Raw genomic sequence first — 20,574 nt, forward strand, 5'->3', positions numbered from 1 at the left:
CGCGTATTCATTTGATTAAGCCTTTGCCACTCTCCTACAAAATCCTTATACTTAGGGGCAATTTTTCTCATAAATTCGTGGATGCTACATGAGTCGCGCCATCTCGCATATTGATACATTTCAGGGCTTAATTCTTGCCCTACAAAACTATTGGGCCGAACAAGGCTGCGTCGTATTACAACCTTACGACATGGAAATGGGCGCTGGAACATTCCACACCGCAACATTCTTACGTGCTTTAGGGCCTGAGACTTGGAACGCGGCATACGTTCAACCTTCACGTCGTCCAAAAGATGGCCGTTATGGTGAAAACCCGAACCGTTTGCAACACTACTACCAGTTCCAAGTGGTACTTAAGCCAAATCCAGACAACATCCAACAGCTTTATCTCGATTCTTTAAAAGCAATCGGGATTGATACACTTACTCACGACATCCGTTTCGTAGAAGACAACTGGGAATCTCCAACTCTTGGTGCTTGGGGCTTAGGTTGGGAAGTTTGGCTTAACGGTATGGAAGTAACTCAGTTCACTTACTTCCAACAAGTCGGTGGTGTTGAATGTTACCCAGTAACAGGTGAAATCACTTACGGTTTAGAACGTCTTGCGATGTACCTTCAAGGTGTTGACTCGGTTTATGACCTAGTTTGGACCAAAGGCCAATTCGGTACCGTGACTTACGGTGACGTATTCCATCAAAATGAAGTTGAGCAATCGACTTATAACTTTGAATACGCTCCAGTTGAAAAATTATTTGAACTGTTTGATTTTTACGAGTCAGAAGCAAACCGTTTAATTGAAGCAAAACTTTCTCTTCCTGCTTATGAGCAAGTGGTTAAAGCGTCTCATACCTTTAACTTACTTGATGCACGTGGCGCAATTTCTGTGACTGAGCGTCAACGTTACATTTTACGTGTACGTACTTTAGCGCGTGCTATTGCACAAAGTTATGTACAAGCACGTGCAGAGCTTGGCTTCCCAATGGCAGAACCACACTTACGTGATGAAGTATTGGCACAGCTAAAAGCACAAGCTGAAAGTGAAGCAGCAAAGGCGGAGAAAAACTAATGAGCAAACATACTGTTTTATTCGAACTTGGCTGTGAAGAGCTTCCACCAAAAAGCTTAAAAACGTTACGTGATGCACTACAAGCAGAAACGGTAAAAGGCTTAAATGAAGCTGGTTTAAACTTCGCATCTGTTGAAGCTTATGCTGCTCCACGTCGTTTAGCCCTTAAAATTGTAGATGTAGATGCTGCACAAGCTGATACACAAAAACGTTTTGACGGCCCTGCTGTTCAAGCAGCTTACGATGCAGAAGGCAAACCAACTAAAGCACTTGAAGGCTTTATGCGTGGTCAAGGCATTACAGTTGATCAGCTTTCTACTTTCCAAGCAGGTAAAGTTGAAAAAGTTTGCTATCTAAAAGATGTAAAAGGTCAAAGCCTTGACGCTTTACTTCCACAGATTTTACAAACTGCATTAGACAATTTACCAATTGCTAAGCGTATGCGTTCTGCTGCAAGCCGTACCGAGTTTGTACGTCCAGTGAAATGGGTTCTTTTACTCAAAGATGACCAAATTGTTGACGCGACTATTCAAGATCACAAAGCTGGTAATGTGACTTATGGTCACCGTTTCCATGCACCTGAAGCTGTGACTTTAGCGCATGCAAATGATTACTTAGCTGCCTTAGAAAAAGCTTACGTTGTTGCGAACTTTGAAAAGCGTCAAGCAACCATTCAAGAACAAGTGAAAAAGTTAGCTGATGAAGTGAACGCAACTGCGATTGTTCCAGCCGACTTACTTGACGAAGTAACAAGTCTGGTTGAATGGCCTGTAGCTTTACGTGCAACTTTTGAAGAACGCTACTTAGCTGTTCCTCAAGAAGCTCTTATTACGACAATGCAAGACAACCAGAAGTATTTCTGTTTGATCAATGCGGAAGGTAAATTACAACCTTACTTCATTACTGTTTCTAATATTGAGTCTAAAGATCCGACTCAAATTATTGAAGGTAACGAAAAGGTTGTACGCCCTCGTTTGTCTGATGCTGAGTTTTTCTTCTTACAAGATCAAAAGCAACCGCTTGCATCTCGTAAAGAAAAATTAGCAAACATGGTATTCCAAGCACAGCTTGGTACGCTTTGGGACAAATCAACACGTATTGCAAAACTTGCAGTTGCATTATCTTCAATCACTGGTGCAAACCCAGCCGATGCTGAAAAAGCTGCATTACTTGCTAAATGCGACTTAACTTCAGAACTGGTAGGTGAGTTCCCAGAACTTCAAGGTATTGCGGGTACTTACTACGCGCGTATTGAAGGCGAAAACACTGAAGTTTCAGAAGCTTTAGGTGAGCAATATTTACCAAAATTTGCGGGTGATGTTTTACCAAAAACCAAAACAGGTACAACCATTGCCCTTGCTGACCGTTTAGACACTCTTGTTGGTATTTTCGGTATTGGACAAGCGCCAACAGGTTCTAAAGACCCATTTGCTCTTCGTCGTTCAGCAATTGGTATCTTGCGTTTAATCATTGAAAATGAGCTAGACGTAACAATTGAAGAGTTAGTAAATCTTGCGCTTCAAGGTTATGGCGATATCGTTAAAGACCACGAAAAAACTCGTGCTGATGCTGTTGCGTTCTTGGAAGGTCGTTACCGTGCTAAGTACGAAGACCAAGGCGTTGCTGTTGACGTACTTCAAGCCGTTCAAGCACTTGCACCAAAATCTCCACTCGATTTTGACAAGCGCGTAAATGCTGTTAACCACTTCCGCACATTACCTGAAGCTGCTGCACTTGCTGCTGCAAATAAACGTGTTGCTAACATTCTTGCAAAAGAAGCAACACCTGAAGGTTCTGTAGTTGAAGCAAACTTGGTTGAAGATGCTGAAAAAGCATTATTTGCTGAACTTCAAGCAGTGACACCTGTGGTTGAACCATTACTTGCAGCAAAAGATTACACAGCTGCCCTTTCTAAGCTTGCAGCACTTCGCGCGCCGATTGATGCATTCTTTGATGGCGTAATGGTAATGGCAGATGATGCTGACCTAAAAGCAAACCGTTTACGTTTATTGGCTCAGTTACGTAACTTGTTTACTGCAGTGGCTGATGTGAGCGTGTTGCAGGGCTAAGCCTTTATTAGTTGTAAATTAATGAGAACCCCTCTATAGATTAGTGGGGTTTTTTAATATTAAGAATAAATCAGCAGTTATCATAATGAATACCACTTCAATTAAAAAGTTTTACCGTATAGATGCTTACCTTGTTCTTTGCCACACCCTTTTGATGGCATTCGGTTATGGTCTATGGAAGCTATATCCTCATATAAAGACCAAACCAGATATGAGCGGCCTGTTCTTTATGATTATCTCTATTCTAGGCGGTTTCGCAGGGCTGATTATGCTAGCTATAACTTTGCCTCGTTTAGATCGTTCTGTTCATAATTTATCAGTGAACAAATTTATTTTGGCTCTGCTGTATTGGGTTTCTAGTACCATTATTTTCGTACTATTTGGCATCAGCAAATTCTTCTTCAATAATCCGCTAGTTTCGCTAGTTTTTGTTTTGGTTTTTTTCAGCAGTGTTTATCTTTCGGTGATTCGCCTTGCAGATATGCGTAAAAAAGACTGGTTGATCTTAAGCGGAATTTTTGGAGCTATTGTGCTGTTCTTCTTTTTGCCAGAGCTTTAGAAAATGGTTTAAGTAAAGATTCTAAGCTTGTAATGCTTTGCGTACTTAACAATACCTTCTTTGATGGTGTAATGGTAATGGCGGATGATACTGACCTAAAAGCAAACCATTTACATTTATTGGCTCAGTTACGTAACTTGTTTACTGCTGTGGCTATGTGAGTGTGTTGCAGGGTTAATTAGCTCCTTATTAAATAAAGGGATCTAGATCCCTTTATTTTTTACGTTAAACAAACTCTTTAATTTCTTCTAAACTTTTCGATGGCTCAAACCACATAAAATCATAATCAGCCACATCATGAATATAAAACGGATCATTTTTCATGATTTCTTCAGCTTCTTGAATCGAAGAGCTTAAAACCAAAATCACCCCACCTACTCTATTTTCTCGGCGCCCTGATGCCAGAAATTTCTTCTGCTCATAGTAATGATCTAAAAAAGCAATATGCTCTTTGAGTACAGCATCAACTTCGGCTAATGGTTTTTTATAGGTCAAGGTAACAACAATCATCTCATTCTCTTAAAGTAAGCAGCACATGACACAACATCAATCTACAGATAGTTTAATGATCTATAGATTATTCAATAGTACGCCTATTCCTCCAATTCATCCATACCAAGCTCCCCACAATAATCACTCCACCTAACAGCACCATCATTGATGGTTTTTCATTTAAGAAAAGCACTGCCAAACTCATTGCGACAATCGGCGAGCAATACAAAAAATTCGATGCAATCGTTAACGGCATATTTTTAAGTACATAGCCCCACAGCACATAAGCCATCGCACTTGGGAAAATACCTAATAGGACAACTGACATATTGGCTTGCCAAGTGGCATGTAAAATTTCATTCGGTAGATTAGCGCTATAAAATAGTAAAGGAATGGTCCCGAACCAGATGATGTAGCACATCATGCTCAAGGCATCATAATTTAAAGCAAATTTTTTATATAAATTAAAATAAAGGCCCCACGCAATTGCTGCTAACACTATCAACAAACTGTAAGGGCTCGGCATACCAAAACCATGATCTCCACTAACCACTAACACGGCGCCACAAAGGCCAAGCAAAATACACAACCACTGTTTGAAACTAATTTTTTCTTTAAAAAGCAAAGCTGAAATAATAAAAGTGAATAGCGGAATAGATTGACTCAAAATACTAGATGCAACCGCAGTCACATACTGCTGCCCGGTATTTATAAGTAAGTGATGTAGCGTTACAGAGAAAAAACCTAATACAGCAAGCGCAGGAGCATCTTTCCACTTTAATGGCTGAATTCTTTTTTTCATGACCAAAAGAAGTAAGAAAACGGATGCGATTAAAAAGCGGAGCAAGGCAATATGCTGCGGTGTATATGAATGCAAGGCACTATGTACGCCAATAGGTGAATAGCCCCAACAAAAGACAGTAATAGCAATACATAGGTAAAGCTTAAATGCGGGAGGCTGAGTTTCGGCAGCAAGAGAAATTGCCATGTTAAATCTGCACTAAAGAAATGGAACACTTTCATCATATGCGCATGGATAGTTGAATAAAATTAACTTATATTGAGTCATATATTCATTAAAAGTGAATGATAAAATATGGATATCGCCCAGTTAAAAATGTTTCAAACCGTGGTTGAATGCGGCACCATGGCTAAGGCATCAATGCAACTACATTGTGTACCCTCCAATATCACAACGCGTATTAAACAACTTGAAGAAGAACTAGGGGCACCGCTGTTTTATCGTGAAGGAAAAAGCTTAAAGCTCACGCCATCTGGAGAAATCTTTCTCGATTATTGCCGTAAAATTTTAGCACTCTGTGACGAAGCCAAACGAAGTATTCACCCTGATGCACCGCCCTCTGGCCCATTAAAAATTGGAGCTATTGAATCTTCTGCCACAACTCGCCTACCCAATTTACTTGCGAAATATCATCAACGTTATCCAGAAGTTTCCATTCAAATTATTACTGGCACATGGAAACAGCTATTAGTCGATATTTCTCAGCACAAACTTGATGGTGCAATTGTCGCGGGCAATATAGAGTTTCCTATGCTAAATAAACTCAGTATTTATCAAGAAGACATGGTCCTAATTGCGTCTCACTCTTTGGGTGAAATTCATTGCCAAGAAGATCTGATTGGTAAAGAAATTTTTATGTGGACTGAAGGCTGCCCTTACCGTGCAGCTCTCGAAGATTGGCTTAAACTCAAGAATATTTCACTTCCCATCACCAGCATTACCAGTTATGCCACGATTATTGGGTGTGTGAGTGCGGGTTCTGGCGTGGCGTTAGTGCCTAAGAGTATTTATGAACAATATAAAAATTTAGCGCATATTCAGAGTTATAAGTTTGAACATCTTGCCTTTATGCAAAATCACTTTTTCTGGCATAAAAATGTGAGCAACCACAAAGCGAGAGATACATTTATAGAGTTAATTAAGTGTGAATTTTATTTATGAGTATTCGGAATAGTAAGTCTATTGCTATTAAATGATGAATTCTCGTAATCAAATCGTATGGGTTTTATCTCATGGCTGCACAAGGTATATTTTTAACAGTAAGATCAGCACTTCAACTTTTAAAGTAATTGGGGAGATTGATCCAAATGAAAACCTTACAAGTGTTATGCGTTGCAAGCTCTATATTGGCTTCATCAACCCTTTTTGCTGAAACAACACAGCCGCAACAAGTAAATGAAGCAACATCTAAAGCTCAACCTTATGGTGATAACCCAAGTTTAGGACGTGTCCTGTTATATAAAACAGGAAAAGGCATACAAAATTTAGGAGACTCTATTCAAGGTGCTTCAGAGAAAACTTCGAATAAAATTAGTGAAAAATGGAAAAATACCAAAGAATTTACAGCTGAAAAAGCAGAAGTCGTTCAACAAAAAGCAGATACAGCAAAAGTCTTTACTGAACAGAAAATAGAGCAAGCCAAACAAAATATTACCAGTAGTCGAAATGGTGAGAACATACCGATAGAACAAGGTGAGTTAAGCAAATCTAGCACGACGACCAATTAAAATTGGGTTTGAGGAGCGCGATCATGTCGCACTTTTCAAAAAAATATACTTTAAAAAGAAAGATCACCAAATACAAAGAGCTAGGAACCTGCCTTATGAATAGTCAAAAACTTCTCTTTTCAACATTATGTTGTGTAGCATTAACTGCGTGTGCGACCACCAAATCTGTTTCTTCTTACTCTCAGGCACAAGTTTTAGAACAAGATACGAATATCGAAGCTTATCCAACCACCACTGGCAATGTAGCCAAACTTATTAAACACGATAAACAAGCTTGCATGATTGAATTTACAGGTTATTTAGGTGGAGGCCAAGTGACTGAGCACTGGATTTTTAACAATAAAGGCCTGATTTCAGCTCAATCATTTACGGAGCAATATCCAGATTCTTCCGGCATATTAAGTCAAGCCACCAACTCGACAACAAAAAGCTCAACTACTTTTAATATTCAAGATCCAGCAATCCAAAATAATTTTAAAAAGCTCCAGAGCAATTTTAGTAAAGCCAATTTAGAGAAATGTGATTAAAAATTTTCCATAAAAAAACTCGTTGCAGAAGTAACCTTTTGCAACGAGCCATAGCCATTTTAAATTTCTTGGACCTAATAAAAAATTATAAATATGCTATTTAGTTAACGGTTAAACCATTGGTTGCTGCCAGCAAATCAATACGTGGGAAAACTAAGCCCGTTCTTGAATCAGTAATAGGTTTACCAGTGGTTTTTAAACGGTTAATTGTCTGATCGATAGTTTCAGTTGGTGTAACACTGTTTGCTCTTAATAACGCAATCGCGCCAGCCACATGTGGCGTCGCCTGAGAAGTACCTCCCATAGTATAGCCACCCGCAGTAATCATTGCCCCTGGTGCCAATAAAGTCACAAGGCTGCCCCCGTTACTAAAGCATGCCACTTTGTCCGCTGCCGTAGTGGGGTCAGAACATTTCACTGGGTTCCCCCATGACACACCACCAATATTACTGTCATATACAGCACCTACTCTTACCGCTCCAGCAACACAAGCAGGTGAAGAAATACCATCAGGGAATGCATCGTTACCAGTTGCGACTACTGGTACTACTCCAGCAGCTCGCGCATTTGCAAATGCTGTTCCATAACTACTATTACTACATTCAGATTTGTATTTAACACCAGGAACACCAAGGCTCAAATTTATCGCTTTAATATTGTATGTTTTAGCGTTATTTACTGCCCAGTTAATGCCCGCAATGATATCACTATCATAGGCTGAACCTGATCGAAAAACGTCTATTCCAATAATTTTTGTTTTGGTAGCAACTTTAGACACAATCGCTGAAACATTGCTACCATGACCATTATCGTCAAGTGAGCCATCATCTGGAGCACTATCAAATGAATAAACGACACGACATGTACTTGAAGGTGTATTCACCGCCGTACAGCCAAAATCCGAATGCAAATAATTTACCCCTGTATCCAGCACAGCAACACTCGAACCGGTTCCATTAAAACCTTTAGTATTGGCCTGAGGCTGATTAATTAAAGGCAGACTTTCCATCGTCGTAGGCTGATTGATTCGGTTTGGATAAACTGCTTTAACATTTGGATCGTTAAGTAAATCAACTAAAGCTTCTCTATTACTAATTCGATAAAAAGCTAAAGGCAAATTATTGTAGTCCCGAAGTACTTGCACCCCTACACCACGATTAAACCTCGACTGTATATTCTTTTTATTTGCAGCAATATAACTTCGCCGCTCCAAACCTGAAGCTACACTTTCCGAAGGGATATTGTATTCAACGATAAGGTCATTAGAATCATTGGTGACCAAGGCATCTAAATCAATTTTACCCTGAAATACTTTTTGTTTTGCTGCCTGATTTAACTGCTGTTTAGCACCTTTAGAGTCCAAAGGAAGAGCAGATGCAGTTGTACTTAAGATCGTACATAGACCTAATAGAAATAACGTTTTACTTTGCATTATTTTTCTCCGTAGTCTTTCGACTAACAATTTACTTATTTCGCTTTTATTTCATTTGCTGGATCTTTTTCTGGATCAATCGGTTGAATAGAAAGATCACTTTTTGTGTCATAAAAAGGAACAGTATCTGCTGATACTGGGCCGGGTTGAGTTGAATTTAAAGATACGTTTTTAAGTTGAGCAGGCTCCTTAAGTTTAGAAAGTAAAGATGAAGTGTCTGGTTGTGATGAATTCGGCTTATGTAAAGCAGAATTGAACACCTCAGATGCACCACTTGTTGGCTTAAAATAAAGAACAACGGCGACTAAGCCGACCAATATGAAAAGGGAAGCAATAATTTTCATCATTTAAGATCTCTGTTTTTTTGTTTATAGACATCTATATTTATTTTTGATTATTCGAAATAAGGCGCTATTTCTTTAGATATATTTCATGTGAAATTTCTATTTCTTGAAATATATAAACATGAGAAAAGCTAAAACACCTTTTCCCGAATAAGCAAAAATACAGTTCTGCCCTGTACGTTTATATTTCTGGCAGAATATGGTTCAAAAAAGCGCCAAAAAGCACCCTATTCTCATAATAAGCAATAACTATGCCGTTAACTCCAATAAAAAATGAAAAAAGAATCATCTTTAGAGATATAGAAAAATGGTTATGTTGAATGCTTTTAATTGTTTTTATTTCAGAGAACAAAAGGAAAGGAAATATTTTGCTCGGTTTTAAATTATAAAATATCGATATCTATTTCACTTTATTATTAATATTTTTCTTTCTCCACAATTTCTCCCTTATGTGTTTATTGACTGTAATGCTGTTGTAACGTTTTGATGAAGGTGATTCCCAAGCGAATCAAGGTTTGACTATGATGCGATTGCGTTTATGAAATACCTCATTAAAGGGTATATTCTTTGAAGGATATCGCAATGAAAATGATGAAAACAGCTATCGTGACTGCAAGTGTTCTTGCTTCTGCCTCTATTTTTGCACAAAGTGCGGGCGTTAATGCAGGTGCCTCTGCCCAAGTTAATGTACAACCAGGTGGACTTGTTAGTGGCGTAGCCAATACAGTCAAAAATACTGCTCATACCGTAGGTCATACTGCAAAACATGCTGGTCATGTAGCTGCAGACACTACAGTTAAAGCAACTAAAAAAACAACAGGTAAAGTGACTGAACTTTCTTCTGATGCCGTAACAGGCACTAAACATTTTGCTACTGAAGCAGCAACAGGAACAAAAAATTTAGCGACTAAAGCTGCAACGGGTACTAAAAACTTAGCAGTTGAAGCTAAAGCTGATACAAAAGCGCATCTTGATGCAGTAAAAACTAAAGTTGCAGAAAAACAAGCTGAACAAAAAGAATTTACTGCTGAAAAACAAGCTGATGCTCAAGCACGTGTAGATGCGGTTAAAGCCCGCGTAGCTCAAAACCAAGCAGAGCAAAAAGAATTTGTTGCTGGCACTAAAGCAGATGCTCAAGCACAATTAAATGCAGCTCAACCAGCTCATGCAGTTAACGCTCAAACAGGTGTAAACGTTGGTGTTAATGTTGCTCCAGTTGGAATTAGTGCAAATGCAAACGTAAATGCAGGAGCTCAAGGTTCTACACAAAAAACTGAAAAGAAATCTTTCGTTAAAGGTCTTTTCGGTACTAACTAATTAAAGTTAGCAATAAAAAAGGGCGATTCATCGCCCTTTTTTATTTGCCTAAAATTAACTATTCAGATTGTTTCAGTTAAAACCAAGCCTGCACGTAAACCGATCTTCACATTTGGGTTTGGAAATAAAATCCAGACCTGCTCTTGCTCAACCACATAATTACCCGAAGGTTGCATCGCAATGATTTCACCTTGGGTAAATGTCGAAAAGTTCGGAGCCTCAGCCGATAAGTTCATTTGGAAATCCTCATCTTTTTTAATTAAAGAGTCAGATACCTGAAATACTCGAATTTTCGATTTATGTCGTGTCGGTAAAGCTTGCTCAGAAACCACGTTACGAATGACTTCATCAATTGCAGCAAACTGGCTCAAGTCATTTTGTCCAAATGGCAAGGCTTTCCCCAACTCCAAGGTGGCACTCGCAGCTTTAAAGCTCTCACTGGTAAAATGTGTGAAAGTTTTACCCGCAGCGCGGTGATAAACCAAAGCATCTAAATCGGCAGCATCAAGACTTGCTATCATATCAGCATCGTAGTCATGGGTTTGATAAGGCAATAAAGCAAAGGTCGGTAATAATGAAGCCCGAATTGCCGTATGCAAATCATAGTGATAGCGCTTAGCATCACTCGCACTTTCCTGAAAGAAAGTGGCAACTGCGTGTTCCAAAACCTCAGCTCGCTTAGATTCCTCTGTTACGGGTAAATTTTTATATCCACCACAAAACATTCGGTTTACATCGTCATGCACATAACGTTTACCTTGACGCATTGCATAAGGATTACCCAGTACAAACAGTAATCTCACAGCAAGGTTTAAACGTCCTGCAAATAAATCTGTGCATAGATGAGATAACAATTCAATTGGTGCTGTTTCATTACCATGTACTCCAGCTGACAGTACGACAGCTTTGTCGTACTGTACATGTGGCGTACATTCAAGAAGTCCTTCACCTAACCAACGCCAAGAAAAATTATCTTGTTTTCCTTCGCGTACTGTAGGTTGCTCACCATGTAAGGTTAATGCTAGAAAATCTTGCATGTCACCTCCTCATTATTTTTGGAAAGGATAAACCGAACCCAAACCTAAAATTTTGGTGAGTTCATCAAGCGCCATACGGCTTTCCATAAGCAAATGCGGATCTGCTAAATCTTCTTGAGCTAAACGATCACGATAGTGTTTATCTACCCATTGATTGAGTGTGCCAAACAACTGATCATTCATGAGGACTTTTGGATTTACAGCATTTAATTCAGTTTCGTTTAAAGCTACACGCAAGCGTAAACATGCTGGTCCACCACCATTACGCATACTTTCACGTAAGTCATATACCTGAATAGCATCAATTGGTGTACCCATTTGAATCATATCGTTCAAATAGCTCCACACTGCAGCATTTTGGCGAGACTCTTCTGGTACAACAATGGTCATACCACCATCAGGACGAGTCAAAATCTGGCTATTAAACAAATAAGTAGAAACAGCATCGTCTACAGTAACGCGGTTTTCAGGTACTTCAATCGAAATAAAATCTTCACCAATGCTTGCCATTTTTTGACGAATTTCAGCAAAAGCCTGATCTTGATTTAAGAAAGCGTGTTGATGATGAAATAAAACCTGTTGGTTACTTACCGCGATCACATCGTTATGGAATACACCCTGATCAATTACATCAGGATTTTGCTGAACAAAAACAGTATGAGCATCATCTAAACGGTGTAAACGTGCAATTGCTTCACTTGCTTCACGCGTCTGACGTGCTGGATAACGCTTTGGTCCCGGTAAGCCATTATTTAAGTGTTGTTGACCATAAACAAACACCTGAACACCGCGCTTGGCATAATCACCACCTAAACGATTGTGATTTGCTGCACCTTCGTCACCGAATAAAGCCACTTGTGGTAAAGCTTCATGATGTACAAAGTGACGTTCATTTTTAAAGATGGCTTGTAAAACTTGGCTCGTTGTTTCAGCTTCAATTGAACGGTGAAACTTATTGTTCAGGTTCGCTGCTGTAAAATGCACGCGCTCATCTTGGCTATCTGCCGAAGGTGAAACTGTTGCCGCATTTGCAGTCCACATTGGAGAAGCTGAACTTAAAGATGACAATAGCTCTGGTGAATAACGCATTGCTTGAGCAACAACGCTAATGTCATCTCCAGTAAAACCTAAACGGCGTAACATTGGAACATGTGGGCGTTCATGCGGAGCAAGTACACCTTGCTTCATTCCCATGTCAGCCAAGGCTTTCATTTTTAATAAGCCTTGTTTTGCTGCCAATTTTGGATTCGAGGTGTTATTACGGTTTTTGGTTGATGCTTCATTACCAAAAGATAAACCCGCATAGTGATGTGTTGGTCCCACTAAACCATCGAAATTTACTTCATATCCTTTCATTTTTCTTTCCCTAGTGTTTAAGGCAACACAATCCCTGGAGATAATTTTTCTGGCAAAGTTAAGCTTTCACTTTCAAGTGAAGCCATTGGCCAAGCACAATAGTCGGCAGCATAAAACGCGCTTGCACGGTGGTTACCCGAAGCTCCAACACCACCAAATGGTGCAGCACTTGAAGCACCAGTTAATGGCTTGTTCCAGTTCACAATACCGGCACGTGCTTCAATGAGTAAGTCATCAAACAATTCGCGTTTTGGAGAAACCAAACCAACAGACAGACCAAAACGTGTTGCATTGGCAATTTTCAATGCTTCATCAAAGCTGTCATAACGCTGAATGGTTGTAAGCGGACCGAAATATTCTTCATCTGGAATACCAGCCACACCTGTTACATCAACAATACCCGGAGTAAGTAATGAGCTGTCTTCTTGTGGACGGGTCATTAGCAATAAGCTTTTTGCACCAAGCTCAAGTAGCTTTTGCTGAGCATTCATCATGTTTGTTGCAGCAACCGATGAAATCACGCCACCCATAAATGGTTGTTGTTCGTCGTTCCAGCGGCCTACTTTCAGGTTTTTAGCCACTTCAACAAAACGTTGAATAAATGCATCACCTTCAGCACCATTTTTTACCAAGATACGGCGTGCACATGTACAACGCTGACCTGCCGAAACAAAAGCAGATTGAATAGCAAGATTAACTACTGCATCGACATCGATAATTTCATCAATAATCAATGCATTATTGCCGCCCATTTCAAGCGCAAGAATTTTTTCAGGTGCACCCGCCATTTGCTTATGCAAGTGATAACCAGTGTTTGCACTTCCAGTAAACAATAAACCATCAATTTCATGTGAAGCAGCTAATGCTTCGCCCGTGGTGCGTCCACCTTGAACCAAATTCATCACACCATTTGGCAGACCAGCTTGTTGCCAAAGTTTTACAGTTTCTTCAGCAGTCCAAGGCGTTAATTCACTTGGTTTAAATACAACTGTGTTGCCAGCAAGCAATGCAGGAACAATATGCCCATTTGGTAAATGGCCCGGGAAGTTATATGGACCGAAAACTGCAAGCACACCATGCGGACGATGACGTAAAGATGCTACACCATCGGCCATTTCAGTTGAGCTTTCGCCTGTACGCTGGTGGTAAGCGCGAATCGAAATCGCAACTTTGCCAATCATTGATTGAACTTCAGTTAACGTTTCCCAAAATGGCTTACTGGTTTCTTGGCTAATGACTTCTGCTAAATGCTTTTTATTTTCTTCAAGCAAAGCGGCAAATTTTTCAACAATCGCTACACGCTCTGCAAGTGGTAAACGCGCCCAAGCTGGAAACGCAGTACGCGCTGCCTGACAAGCTTGCTCTACATCAGTAACAGTAGCCTCGGCACCTGACCATACAGTTTGGTTATCAACCGGATTTGTTTTTTCAAATGTTGCGCCGCTGCCTTGTAACCAGACACCGTTTATAAATAAAGAGTTTGACATCAGGATACTTCCATTGGATTTAGTGATAACACACGAACAACGTGACCTTCTTGTACACCGAGTTTTTCAGCTTGTTCATGTGTTAAATTTATTGTGTTATCAACAAGATCAAGCTTTAACAGCATTGCCTTATAGTCATGATAATTATCATTGGCAATGAGATATTGGGTCTTACCGACCGCAGCTTCACTTGTAATTTTGACGTTTAGTAACTGACTTTCTTTTACTGCTCGCAATTCATCAATATTGGCTTCAATGGTTGGACCAGCATCAAAAATATCGACATATCCTTGATAGCGTAAGCCTTCCGACTCAAGCACATGATAAGCAGGCAAAGTATGTGGATGCATTTTCCCAATCACTTCTTGTGCAGCCTTTGGTAAAAGGTCTACATAAACTGGAAAACGTGGCATAAGTTCCGCAATAAAAACTTTTTGACCAATTCCACTCAAATAGTCTGCAGTTGAGAAATCCATATTGAAGAAATGGTGTCCAATCGCATCCCAGAAAGGCGAGCATCCATTTTCATCAGAGAAACCTCGCATTTCAGCAATGAGTTTTTTCTCAAAATATTGCTTAAATGCTGCGATAAACATAAAACGGATTTTTGATAAGAATTTACCGTTTTGGTTTTCACGACGTTCCGGATCTAAAAATAATGTACAGAGCTCACTGCTTCCTGTTCTGTCATTACTTAAAAATAGAGTCGGTAATGCTTTATAGACATTTAATGCTTTTGAAGCGTGTACTTGTGTTCCCACATGAAAGTTGTACCAAGGTTCGATTAAACCTACAGCAACTTCAATTGCACTCACCCCAATAACACGTTGAGCTTCTGTATCTTCAAGAACAAACAAATAACCTTGTTCGCTCTTATGAACATTACCATTTAAAGTATTGCGAGTACGTGAAATTCGAGCCGAAAGTGTATCCATATTTTGTGGCAAGGAAGTCAGGCCAACACCTGACTTACCTGCTAATTTATAAATATCTTCAAGGTCTCGAAACTCGGCATGACGGACAATCATCATGGCTAGCTTTCCTTTTTTTTATTTAGCCAACTTTGCCAAAGCTCTTTTTAAACGAGCAATTCCTTCATCAATATCTTGTTCAGGAATAATCAGAGAAGGAGTAAAACGAACCACGTTTGGTCCTGCGATTAAAGCGAGTAGTCCTTCTTCGCCTGCCCAAGTTGTAATGTCTTTTGCTTTACCTGCATATTCAGCTTTTAATACACAGCCAATCAATAAACCTTGACCACGAATTTCATCAAAAACTTGATATTCAGCATTTAAAGTATTTAATGCATCAAGGAAATATTGATGACGGTGTTTTACACCTTCAAGTACTTCTGGCGTATTAATAAACTCGAATACAGCACCAGCAACCGCACTTGCTAACGGGTTACCACCATAAGTTGTACCGTGTGTACCCACTGAAAAATGCGGCGCAAATTTATCAGTTGTTAACATTGCACCCACTGGAAAACCACCGCCCAATGCTTTTGCAGTAGTGAGTACATCTGGAATCACACCGTAGTTCATGTAAGCATAAAGTGAACCTGTACGGCCTACACCAGTTTGTACTTCATCAAAAATAAGTAAGGCACCGAACTCATCACACAGCGCACGTAAACCTTTTAAAAATTCGATGTCAGCAGGAATTACCCCACCCTCACCTTGTACAGGCTCTACAATCACTGCACAGGTTTGTTCATTAATGACTGCTTTGGCAGCTTCTAAATCATTGTAAGCAACATGGCTAATCCCGTTTGGAAGTGGTGCGAAGTCTTGTGAATATTTTGGCTGACCACCTGCTGAAACGGTAAATAAGGTACGTCCGTGGAAAGCATTATTAAATGCCACAATGCCACTTTTACCCGCAACACCGCTGTCGAGTCCAACTTTACGAGCAAGCTTTAATGCTGCTTCATTCGCTTCTGCACCTGAGTTACAGAAGAATACTTTGTCGGCAAATGTATTTTCGGTGAGTTGTTTAGCAAGGCGTAGAACAGGTTCATTGGTATAACCGTTACCTACATGCCAAAGTTTTGTAGCTTGTTCTGTTAATGCATTTACTGCCACTGGATGCGCATGACCTAATGCGTTTACTGCAATCCCGCCTGCAAAATCGATATATTCTTTATTTTCTTGATCCCAAATACGTGAACCTTCACCACGTACCGGAATGAAATTTGCCGGTGCAAAAACTGGAACCATCCAGTCATTAAAGTTGCTTCGAGTTACAGAAATTGGCTGTTCCATGCTTACCTCAGTATCTATTTAATTTATTTAATCTGTCTTACTGTCTTTCATTTAATTTATTTAGAAAAAGGGACTGAACAAATAACCCTATACATCCTTTATATTTGCTCAGCCCACTTTTTCTAAAAGGTAATTTCCTCAGATTAGCCTGGGAAAATACCGCGTTCTTTACGAGCTTTTAAGATACGCTCACATGCCAAGATGTAAGCTGCTGTACGTAAAGTACAAGCATTGCTGTTTGCTGTATTCCAAACGTCATGCATAGCTTGAACCATCAACTTGTCTAAACGCTCGTTGATTTCTTCTTCGGTCCAGAAGTAGCTCGCCATGTCTTGAACCCATTCGAAGTAACTTACAGTTACACCGCCGGCGTTACATACCACGTCAGGAACCACAACAATGCCACGCTCAACTAAAATATCTTCCGCTTTAGGATAAGTCGGGCCGTTCGCGCCTTCTAAAATCAACTTAGCTTTAATTTTTTCAGCACGTTCAACTGTGATTTGACCTTCTAACGCAGCAGGAATAATGATGTCTACATCTGCAGTCCAGAAATCTTCATCAGCAATTGCTTGCGCGCCAGCGAAACCACCAACACCACCTTGGTTTGCATTTACGTGTTCACGTAATGCAACAAGATCAATACCGTCAGCATTGAAAATTGTGCCAGTGTGATCTTGAACGTGAGTGATTTTTGCTTTTGATTCAACAAACAAGAAAGCAGCTTCACTACCTACGTTACCAAAACCTTGAACAGCGATTTTCGCGCCTTCAATTGGTAAATTGATTTTTGCAGCTACTTCGCGACCTGTAACGAATACACCGCGACCAGTCGCTTTAACACGACCTAAAGAGCCACCTAAGTGAACTGGCTTACCAGTTACAACACCAGTTACTGTATAACCTTGGCTTGTAGAGTAAGTATCCATCATCCAACCCATGATATTGGCATTTGTACCAACGTCTGGAGCTGGGATATCTTTTTGAGGCCCGATAATATGACCGATTTCAGTCGTATAACGGCGAGTTAAACGTTCTAATTCACGATTTGAAAGTTTACGTGGGTCAACACGGATACCACCTTTTGCACCACCAAATGGTAAGTTCAAAACAGCAGTTTTAATTGTCATCCATGCAGATAACGCCATCACTTCATTTAAATCAACGTTTGGATGGTAACGTACACCACCTTTACCAGGACCACGAGACAAGTTGTGTTGTACACGGTAGCCTTCAAAGTGCTGAATAGAACCGTCATCCATCACGATTGGCACGTCAACAATAAGCGCACGCTTTGGACGTTTTAAAGTGTCGATAAACTCAGCTAAGTGGTCTAAGTACGGAGCAACACGGTCAATTTGTGCCAAGTAAGTTTGCCATGCATCGCTGTGTTCGTTTACGTATGAAAGATCTGACATCTTTTTTCCTATTTACCTATACAGACTCAGATGTGATAAATCCGCAGTCTTTATTATTCAGCAACCAAAACCTTGCAATAACAATGTCTTGATTTATTTATAAAATCTTCAGCTCTTCTAAAGCTTCAGACCTTTTAAATTCCATCTTGTGATATCAAAAGTACGATTTACTTTTATATATCGATATCTTTTACAATCTTTCTTTTGCCTCATCTGCTGTTTATAAAAACGTCTTTATAAAAGCAAAAGTTCCACCGCAATCAACTCAAACAAGTCGATCGTAAATAAGTACAAAAGAGGTGATATAACCGTTTGGGAGTTAAAAAGAACTAGGGTTCATAAAACGAAAAAACCATAAGTCCATAAAATTATTTTTGACTAATCGATAGATCCCTCCATTAGTCTTTTTAAATAAAAATTGTTCACTAATACTGCAAGCTTCACGTCACTACTCAAGCTGGTTAATCATGCTTTCATATAGACATAAAATCTTTAAGTAAATATAGCACAGCGCAAGGTAATTTAGAACATTTTAAAATAAACAAGCAGAGAAAAAATAATCAATTTTCTCTAAATTTTATAATAAAAAAGTAACTGAGCCTAAAAAAACCTTAAGCCATAATAATTTTATTTTATGGAAATTAAAAAAATATTAAAAATAAAAATGGTTAAAAAATTACCATTTAATAACAACAACTTAATTAACAAAAAATTTCAAAAAACCTGAGAAAAATTTAGAAAATTTCATAATATTTTTTTTGCACGGTCCAATTTAAAACAAAAATAAAAATATAAAAAACTCCTTACTATTAAATAATCATGTTAAACATGTACTTATTTAAAAACTTATAATAATTAGCTATTAATACCATTCCGACAAATGGTTAATTTATGAATCATCATTTGATTCAATTATTAAAATAAAAAAAACATTTTTAAAAAAAATATATAACACCCCTCTCCCAAGCTTAATTTATCACCATAAAAAAAGGCCCCATAAGGGACCTTTAATCAACAAAATTAGCTAAGAAATGGCTTAGTTCGGAGCAATCTCTTTCTTACGATAAAAAACAAAATAGCTCACATAGCACAGCAAGATAAAAATAATGCAGCAGATAAAGCCAACCTGCATAGAGGGATCAAACACCATACTGACACAGGTAACAATACAGAATAGCCCACCTACAATTGGAGTAAGAGGGAAAAGTGGTGCAGCGAAACGTAAATCTTCTGCTGTTTTACCTGCTTTATACCATTGTCTACGGAAATTAAATTGTGAAACGCAAATTGCGATCCAGACCACCACCATTGTAAAAGCAGCAACACCTAGTAAATTTTTGAAAATTGTTTCTGGGGCAAATTGTTCTGAAAGTAACCCAGGAATAGCACCAAACATGGTGACAATAATGGCAACAATAGGTGTTCCAGATGGTGTGAGTTTAGCGAAAATTTTAGGTAATTGATTTTTTGCTGAAAGCGACCACATCATACGTGAAGCAGCAAACAAACCAGAGTTAGCAGCAGAAAGTAGAGCCGTAATAATTACGAAACGGATAATGTCTTCTGCATACGGAATACCAATATAGTTAAATACCGTCACAAATGGACTACTGCTCACATCATTTGCATTAAGACCTGCAAGATGGAATGGTAGCAAAGAGCAAATAACAACAATTGTTCCTACAAAAAATATAAGCAAACGCCAAATTGCTGCATTAATTGCTTTAGGAACAGTCTTCGCTGGCTCTTCTGCTTCACCTGCAGCCACCCCAATAAGTTCAGTCCCAGAGAAGGCAAAATTCACAATGAGCATGGTTGTAAAAATTGGAAATAACCCGTGCGGGAACCAACCCTGAGCCGTTAAATTACTAAACAATGGTGCTGTTTCATGCCCGTGATAAGGAATAAAACCAAAAATTGCCAACAACCCCAAAGTAATAAAGACAATAATTGTTATAACTTTAATCAGCGCAAGCCAGAACTCAGATTCAGCAAACAAACGCGTTGAACTGATATTGAGGAAAAAGACGAGACCACCAAAAAACAGAGTCCATGCCCAAACAGAAGTAGTAGGAAACCATTCCTTAACTAGTAAAGCTGCAGCAGTAAATTCAGTTCCTAAAGTGGCAGTCCAAGTTAGCCAATATAGCCAGGTGATCATATACCCTGTGCCTGGACCAATATAACGTCGTGCGTATTCACCAAAAGAGCCTGATTCAGGCACATGAACCGCTAGCTCACCAAGACAGAGCATAACTGTGTAGGCAATCAAACCGCCCAAGAAATAAGAGATAATTGCGCCAATTGGGCCTGCTTGAGAAATTACGTCGCCAGACCCTAAAAAAAGACCTGTACCTATGGCACCGCCAAGGGAGATCATCACCAAATGTCGAGTACTCATTGCTCGTTTCAAAGGTGCAGAACTTCCATGTTGCGATGCATCATTATTCCGATAATTTAATGATTGCATATAAAAAACTGTAACGACAATTTAGTAAAAAATCATTTTAGGAGAAAAAAATAAATATGCAATTATCTTTGAATAGTGAAGCTATTTTAAGCACACCTTCCCATTTAAAATAAAATATCAATGAAAAACAGCATCTTGACAATTATAAAAGTATTAATTGTATTTTAATTAACCCTACACTATTTCTTTAATTTATATAAAAATAAA

At 39.1% G+C, this 20,574-nt stretch carries 18 protein-coding genes and 1 pseudogene; 8 read left to right on the plus strand and 11 right to left on the minus strand.

Going from position 1 to position 20,574, the window contains the following annotated elements:
• The first annotated feature begins 88 nt into the window (after positions 1–88).
• From glyQ to ACH8JV_RS05535, 4 genes and pseudogenes are all read left to right on the plus strand, one after another.
• Entirely contained in the window at positions 89–1,066 is a 978-nt protein-coding gene (gene glyQ, locus ACH8JV_RS05520; protein WP_002044989.1) for a glycine--tRNA ligase subunit alpha, read from the plus strand.
• On the plus strand, positions 1,066–3,135 hold the full coding sequence (gene glyS, locus ACH8JV_RS05525) for a glycine--tRNA ligase subunit beta (protein WP_396520075.1): 2,070 nt from the start codon (positions 1,066–1,068) through the stop codon (positions 3,133–3,135). Before glyQ ends, glyS begins: the two co-directional genes overlap by 1 nt.
• An 85-nt stretch (positions 3,136–3,220) precedes the next feature.
• Positions 3,221–3,694: a hypothetical protein gene (locus ACH8JV_RS05530; RefSeq protein WP_396520077.1), complete on the plus strand. Its 474-nt coding sequence runs from the start codon at positions 3,221–3,223 to the stop codon at positions 3,692–3,694.
• 53 nt (positions 3,695–3,747) lie between these two features.
• A pseudogene (locus ACH8JV_RS05535) lies at positions 3,748–3,872 on the plus strand (hypothetical protein); the annotation flags it as partial.
• A gap of 47 nt (positions 3,873–3,919) precedes the next feature.
• On the opposite strand, the gene ACH8JV_RS05540 reads toward ACH8JV_RS05535, so the two are convergent.
• Positions 3,920–4,204, minus strand: coding sequence for a YciI family protein (locus ACH8JV_RS05540; RefSeq protein ID WP_017390992.1), 285 nt, complete (start codon positions 4,202–4,204; stop codon positions 3,920–3,922).
• A 67-nt stretch (positions 4,205–4,271) separates the two neighbouring features.
• Positions 4,272–5,174, minus strand: a complete 903-nt coding sequence (locus ACH8JV_RS05545) for a DMT family transporter (protein WP_304591418.1) — start codon at positions 5,172–5,174, stop codon at positions 4,272–4,274.
• 108 nt (positions 5,175–5,282) lie between these two features.
• Here ACH8JV_RS05545 and ACH8JV_RS05550 point away from each other — a divergent pair, with 108 nt between their 5' ends.
• The 3 genes from ACH8JV_RS05550 to ACH8JV_RS05560 all read left to right on the plus strand — a co-directional run bounded on the left by ACH8JV_RS05550 (position 5,283) and on the right by ACH8JV_RS05560 (position 7,242).
• The gene (locus tag ACH8JV_RS05550) at positions 5,283–6,149 is read left to right on the plus strand and encodes a LysR family transcriptional regulator (RefSeq protein ID WP_396520080.1); all 867 of its coding nucleotides are present in this window, start codon (positions 5,283–5,285) and stop codon (positions 6,147–6,149) included.
• Between the two features lie 146 nt (positions 6,150–6,295).
• Positions 6,296–6,715, plus strand: a complete 420-nt coding sequence (locus ACH8JV_RS05555) for a hypothetical protein (RefSeq protein WP_396520082.1) — start codon at positions 6,296–6,298, stop codon at positions 6,713–6,715.
• A 95-nt stretch (positions 6,716–6,810) separates the two neighbouring features.
• Positions 6,811–7,242: a hypothetical protein gene (locus tag ACH8JV_RS05560; RefSeq protein ID WP_396462914.1), complete on the plus strand. Its 432-nt coding sequence runs from the start codon at positions 6,811–6,813 to the stop codon at positions 7,240–7,242.
• 100 nt (positions 7,243–7,342) lie between these two features.
• Here ACH8JV_RS05560 and ACH8JV_RS05565 read toward each other — a convergent pair whose 3' ends face one another.
• Both ACH8JV_RS05565 and ACH8JV_RS05570 read right to left on the minus strand, forming a co-directional pair.
• On the minus strand, positions 7,343–8,674 hold the full coding sequence (locus ACH8JV_RS05565) for a S8 family serine peptidase (RefSeq protein ID WP_311069768.1): 1,332 nt from the start codon (positions 8,672–8,674) through the stop codon (positions 7,343–7,345).
• Between the two features lie 35 nt (positions 8,675–8,709).
• On the minus strand, positions 8,710–9,018 hold the full coding sequence (locus tag ACH8JV_RS05570; RefSeq protein WP_396520355.1) for a hypothetical protein: 309 nt from the start codon (positions 9,016–9,018) through the stop codon (positions 8,710–8,712).
• A 582-nt stretch (positions 9,019–9,600) separates the two neighbouring features.
• Between ACH8JV_RS05570 and ACH8JV_RS05575 the strand changes: the two genes are divergently transcribed.
• On the plus strand, positions 9,601–10,335 hold the full coding sequence (locus tag ACH8JV_RS05575) for a hypothetical protein (protein ID WP_022575976.1): 735 nt from the start codon (positions 9,601–9,603) through the stop codon (positions 10,333–10,335).
• Between the two features lie 62 nt (positions 10,336–10,397).
• On the opposite strand, the gene astE is transcribed toward ACH8JV_RS05575, so the two are convergent.
• The 7 genes from astE to ACH8JV_RS05610 all read right to left on the minus strand — a co-directional run bounded on the left by astE (position 10,398) and on the right by ACH8JV_RS05610 (position 20,367).
• Positions 10,398–11,372, minus strand: a complete 975-nt coding sequence (gene astE / locus ACH8JV_RS05580; RefSeq protein WP_396520084.1) for a succinylglutamate desuccinylase — start codon at positions 11,370–11,372, stop codon at positions 10,398–10,400.
• A gap of 12 nt (positions 11,373–11,384) precedes the next feature.
• The gene (astB, locus tag ACH8JV_RS05585; protein WP_396520086.1) at positions 11,385–12,728 is read right to left on the minus strand and encodes an N-succinylarginine dihydrolase; all 1,344 of its coding nucleotides are present in this window, start codon (positions 12,726–12,728) and stop codon (positions 11,385–11,387) included.
• Between the two features lie 17 nt (positions 12,729–12,745).
• Positions 12,746–14,215, minus strand: coding sequence for a succinylglutamate-semialdehyde dehydrogenase (astD, locus tag ACH8JV_RS05590; RefSeq protein ID WP_396520088.1), 1,470 nt, complete (start codon positions 14,213–14,215; stop codon positions 12,746–12,748).
• The gene (gene astA / locus ACH8JV_RS05595; protein ID WP_396520090.1) at positions 14,215–15,246 is read right to left on the minus strand and encodes an arginine N-succinyltransferase; all 1,032 of its coding nucleotides are present in this window, start codon (positions 15,244–15,246) and stop codon (positions 14,215–14,217) included. Before astA ends, astD begins: the two co-directional genes overlap by 1 nt.
• Positions 15,247–15,264: 18 nt before the next feature.
• Positions 15,265–16,479, minus strand: a complete 1,215-nt coding sequence (locus ACH8JV_RS05600; protein WP_343568784.1) for an aspartate aminotransferase family protein — start codon at positions 16,477–16,479, stop codon at positions 15,265–15,267.
• Between the two features lie 143 nt (positions 16,480–16,622).
• Positions 16,623–17,897, minus strand: a complete 1,275-nt coding sequence (locus ACH8JV_RS05605) for a Glu/Leu/Phe/Val dehydrogenase (RefSeq protein WP_134262440.1) — start codon at positions 17,895–17,897, stop codon at positions 16,623–16,625.
• A gap of 1,036 nt (positions 17,898–18,933) precedes the next feature.
• Complete coding sequence (locus ACH8JV_RS05610; RefSeq protein WP_396520092.1) at positions 18,934–20,367, minus strand: amino acid permease; 1,434 nt, start codon at positions 20,365–20,367, stop codon at positions 18,934–18,936.
• Between the last annotated feature and the right edge of the window lie 207 nt (positions 20,368–20,574).

The organism is Acinetobacter sp. ABJ_C5_2 (assembly GCF_044538485.1).
Taxonomy (GTDB): domain Bacteria; phylum Pseudomonadota; class Gammaproteobacteria; order Pseudomonadales; family Moraxellaceae; genus Acinetobacter; species Acinetobacter nosocomialis_A.

Bases quoted from the DNA above. Each gene is read 5' to 3' on its own strand.
- glyQ (WP_002044989.1), top strand. From the start codon at position 89: ATGAGTCGCGCCATCTCGCATATTGATACATTTCAGGGCTTAATTCTT.
- glyS (WP_396520075.1), top strand. From the start codon at position 1,066: ATGAGCAAACATACTGTTTTATTCGAACTTGGCTGTGAAGAGCTTCCA.
- ACH8JV_RS05530 (WP_396520077.1), top strand. From the start codon at position 3,221: ATGAATACCACTTCAATTAAAAAGTTTTACCGTATAGATGCTTACCTT.
- ACH8JV_RS05540 (WP_017390992.1), bottom strand. From the start codon at position 4,204: ATGATTGTTGTTACCTTGACCTATAAAAAACCATTAGCCGAAGTTGAT.
- ACH8JV_RS05545 (WP_304591418.1), bottom strand. From the start codon at position 5,174: ATGGCAATTTCTCTTGCTGCCGAAACTCAGCCTCCCGCATTTAAGCTT.
- ACH8JV_RS05550 (WP_396520080.1), top strand. From the start codon at position 5,283: ATGGATATCGCCCAGTTAAAAATGTTTCAAACCGTGGTTGAATGCGGC.
- ACH8JV_RS05555 (WP_396520082.1), top strand. From the start codon at position 6,296: ATGAAAACCTTACAAGTGTTATGCGTTGCAAGCTCTATATTGGCTTCA.
- ACH8JV_RS05560 (WP_396462914.1), top strand. From the start codon at position 6,811: ATGAATAGTCAAAAACTTCTCTTTTCAACATTATGTTGTGTAGCATTA.
- ACH8JV_RS05565 (WP_311069768.1), bottom strand. From the start codon at position 8,674: ATGCAAAGTAAAACGTTATTTCTATTAGGTCTATGTACGATCTTAAGT.
- ACH8JV_RS05570 (WP_396520355.1), bottom strand. From the start codon at position 9,018: ATGAAAATTATTGCTTCCCTTTTCATATTGGTCGGCTTAGTCGCCGTT.
- ACH8JV_RS05575 (WP_022575976.1), top strand. From the start codon at position 9,601: ATGAAAATGATGAAAACAGCTATCGTGACTGCAAGTGTTCTTGCTTCT.
- astE (WP_396520084.1), bottom strand. From the start codon at position 11,372: ATGCAAGATTTTCTAGCATTAACCTTACATGGTGAGCAACCTACAGTA.
- astB (WP_396520086.1), bottom strand. From the start codon at position 12,728: ATGAAAGGATATGAAGTAAATTTCGATGGTTTAGTGGGACCAACACAT.
- astD (WP_396520088.1), bottom strand. From the start codon at position 14,215: ATGTCAAACTCTTTATTTATAAACGGTGTCTGGTTACAAGGCAGCGGC.
- astA (WP_396520090.1), bottom strand. From the start codon at position 15,246: ATGATGATTGTCCGTCATGCCGAGTTTCGAGACCTTGAAGATATTTAT.
- ACH8JV_RS05600 (WP_343568784.1), bottom strand. From the start codon at position 16,479: ATGGAACAGCCAATTTCTGTAACTCGAAGCAACTTTAATGACTGGATG.
- ACH8JV_RS05605 (WP_134262440.1), bottom strand. From the start codon at position 17,897: ATGTCAGATCTTTCATACGTAAACGAACACAGCGATGCATGGCAAACT.
- ACH8JV_RS05610 (WP_396520092.1), bottom strand. From the start codon at position 20,367: ATGCAATCATTAAATTATCGGAATAATGATGCATCGCAACATGGAAGT.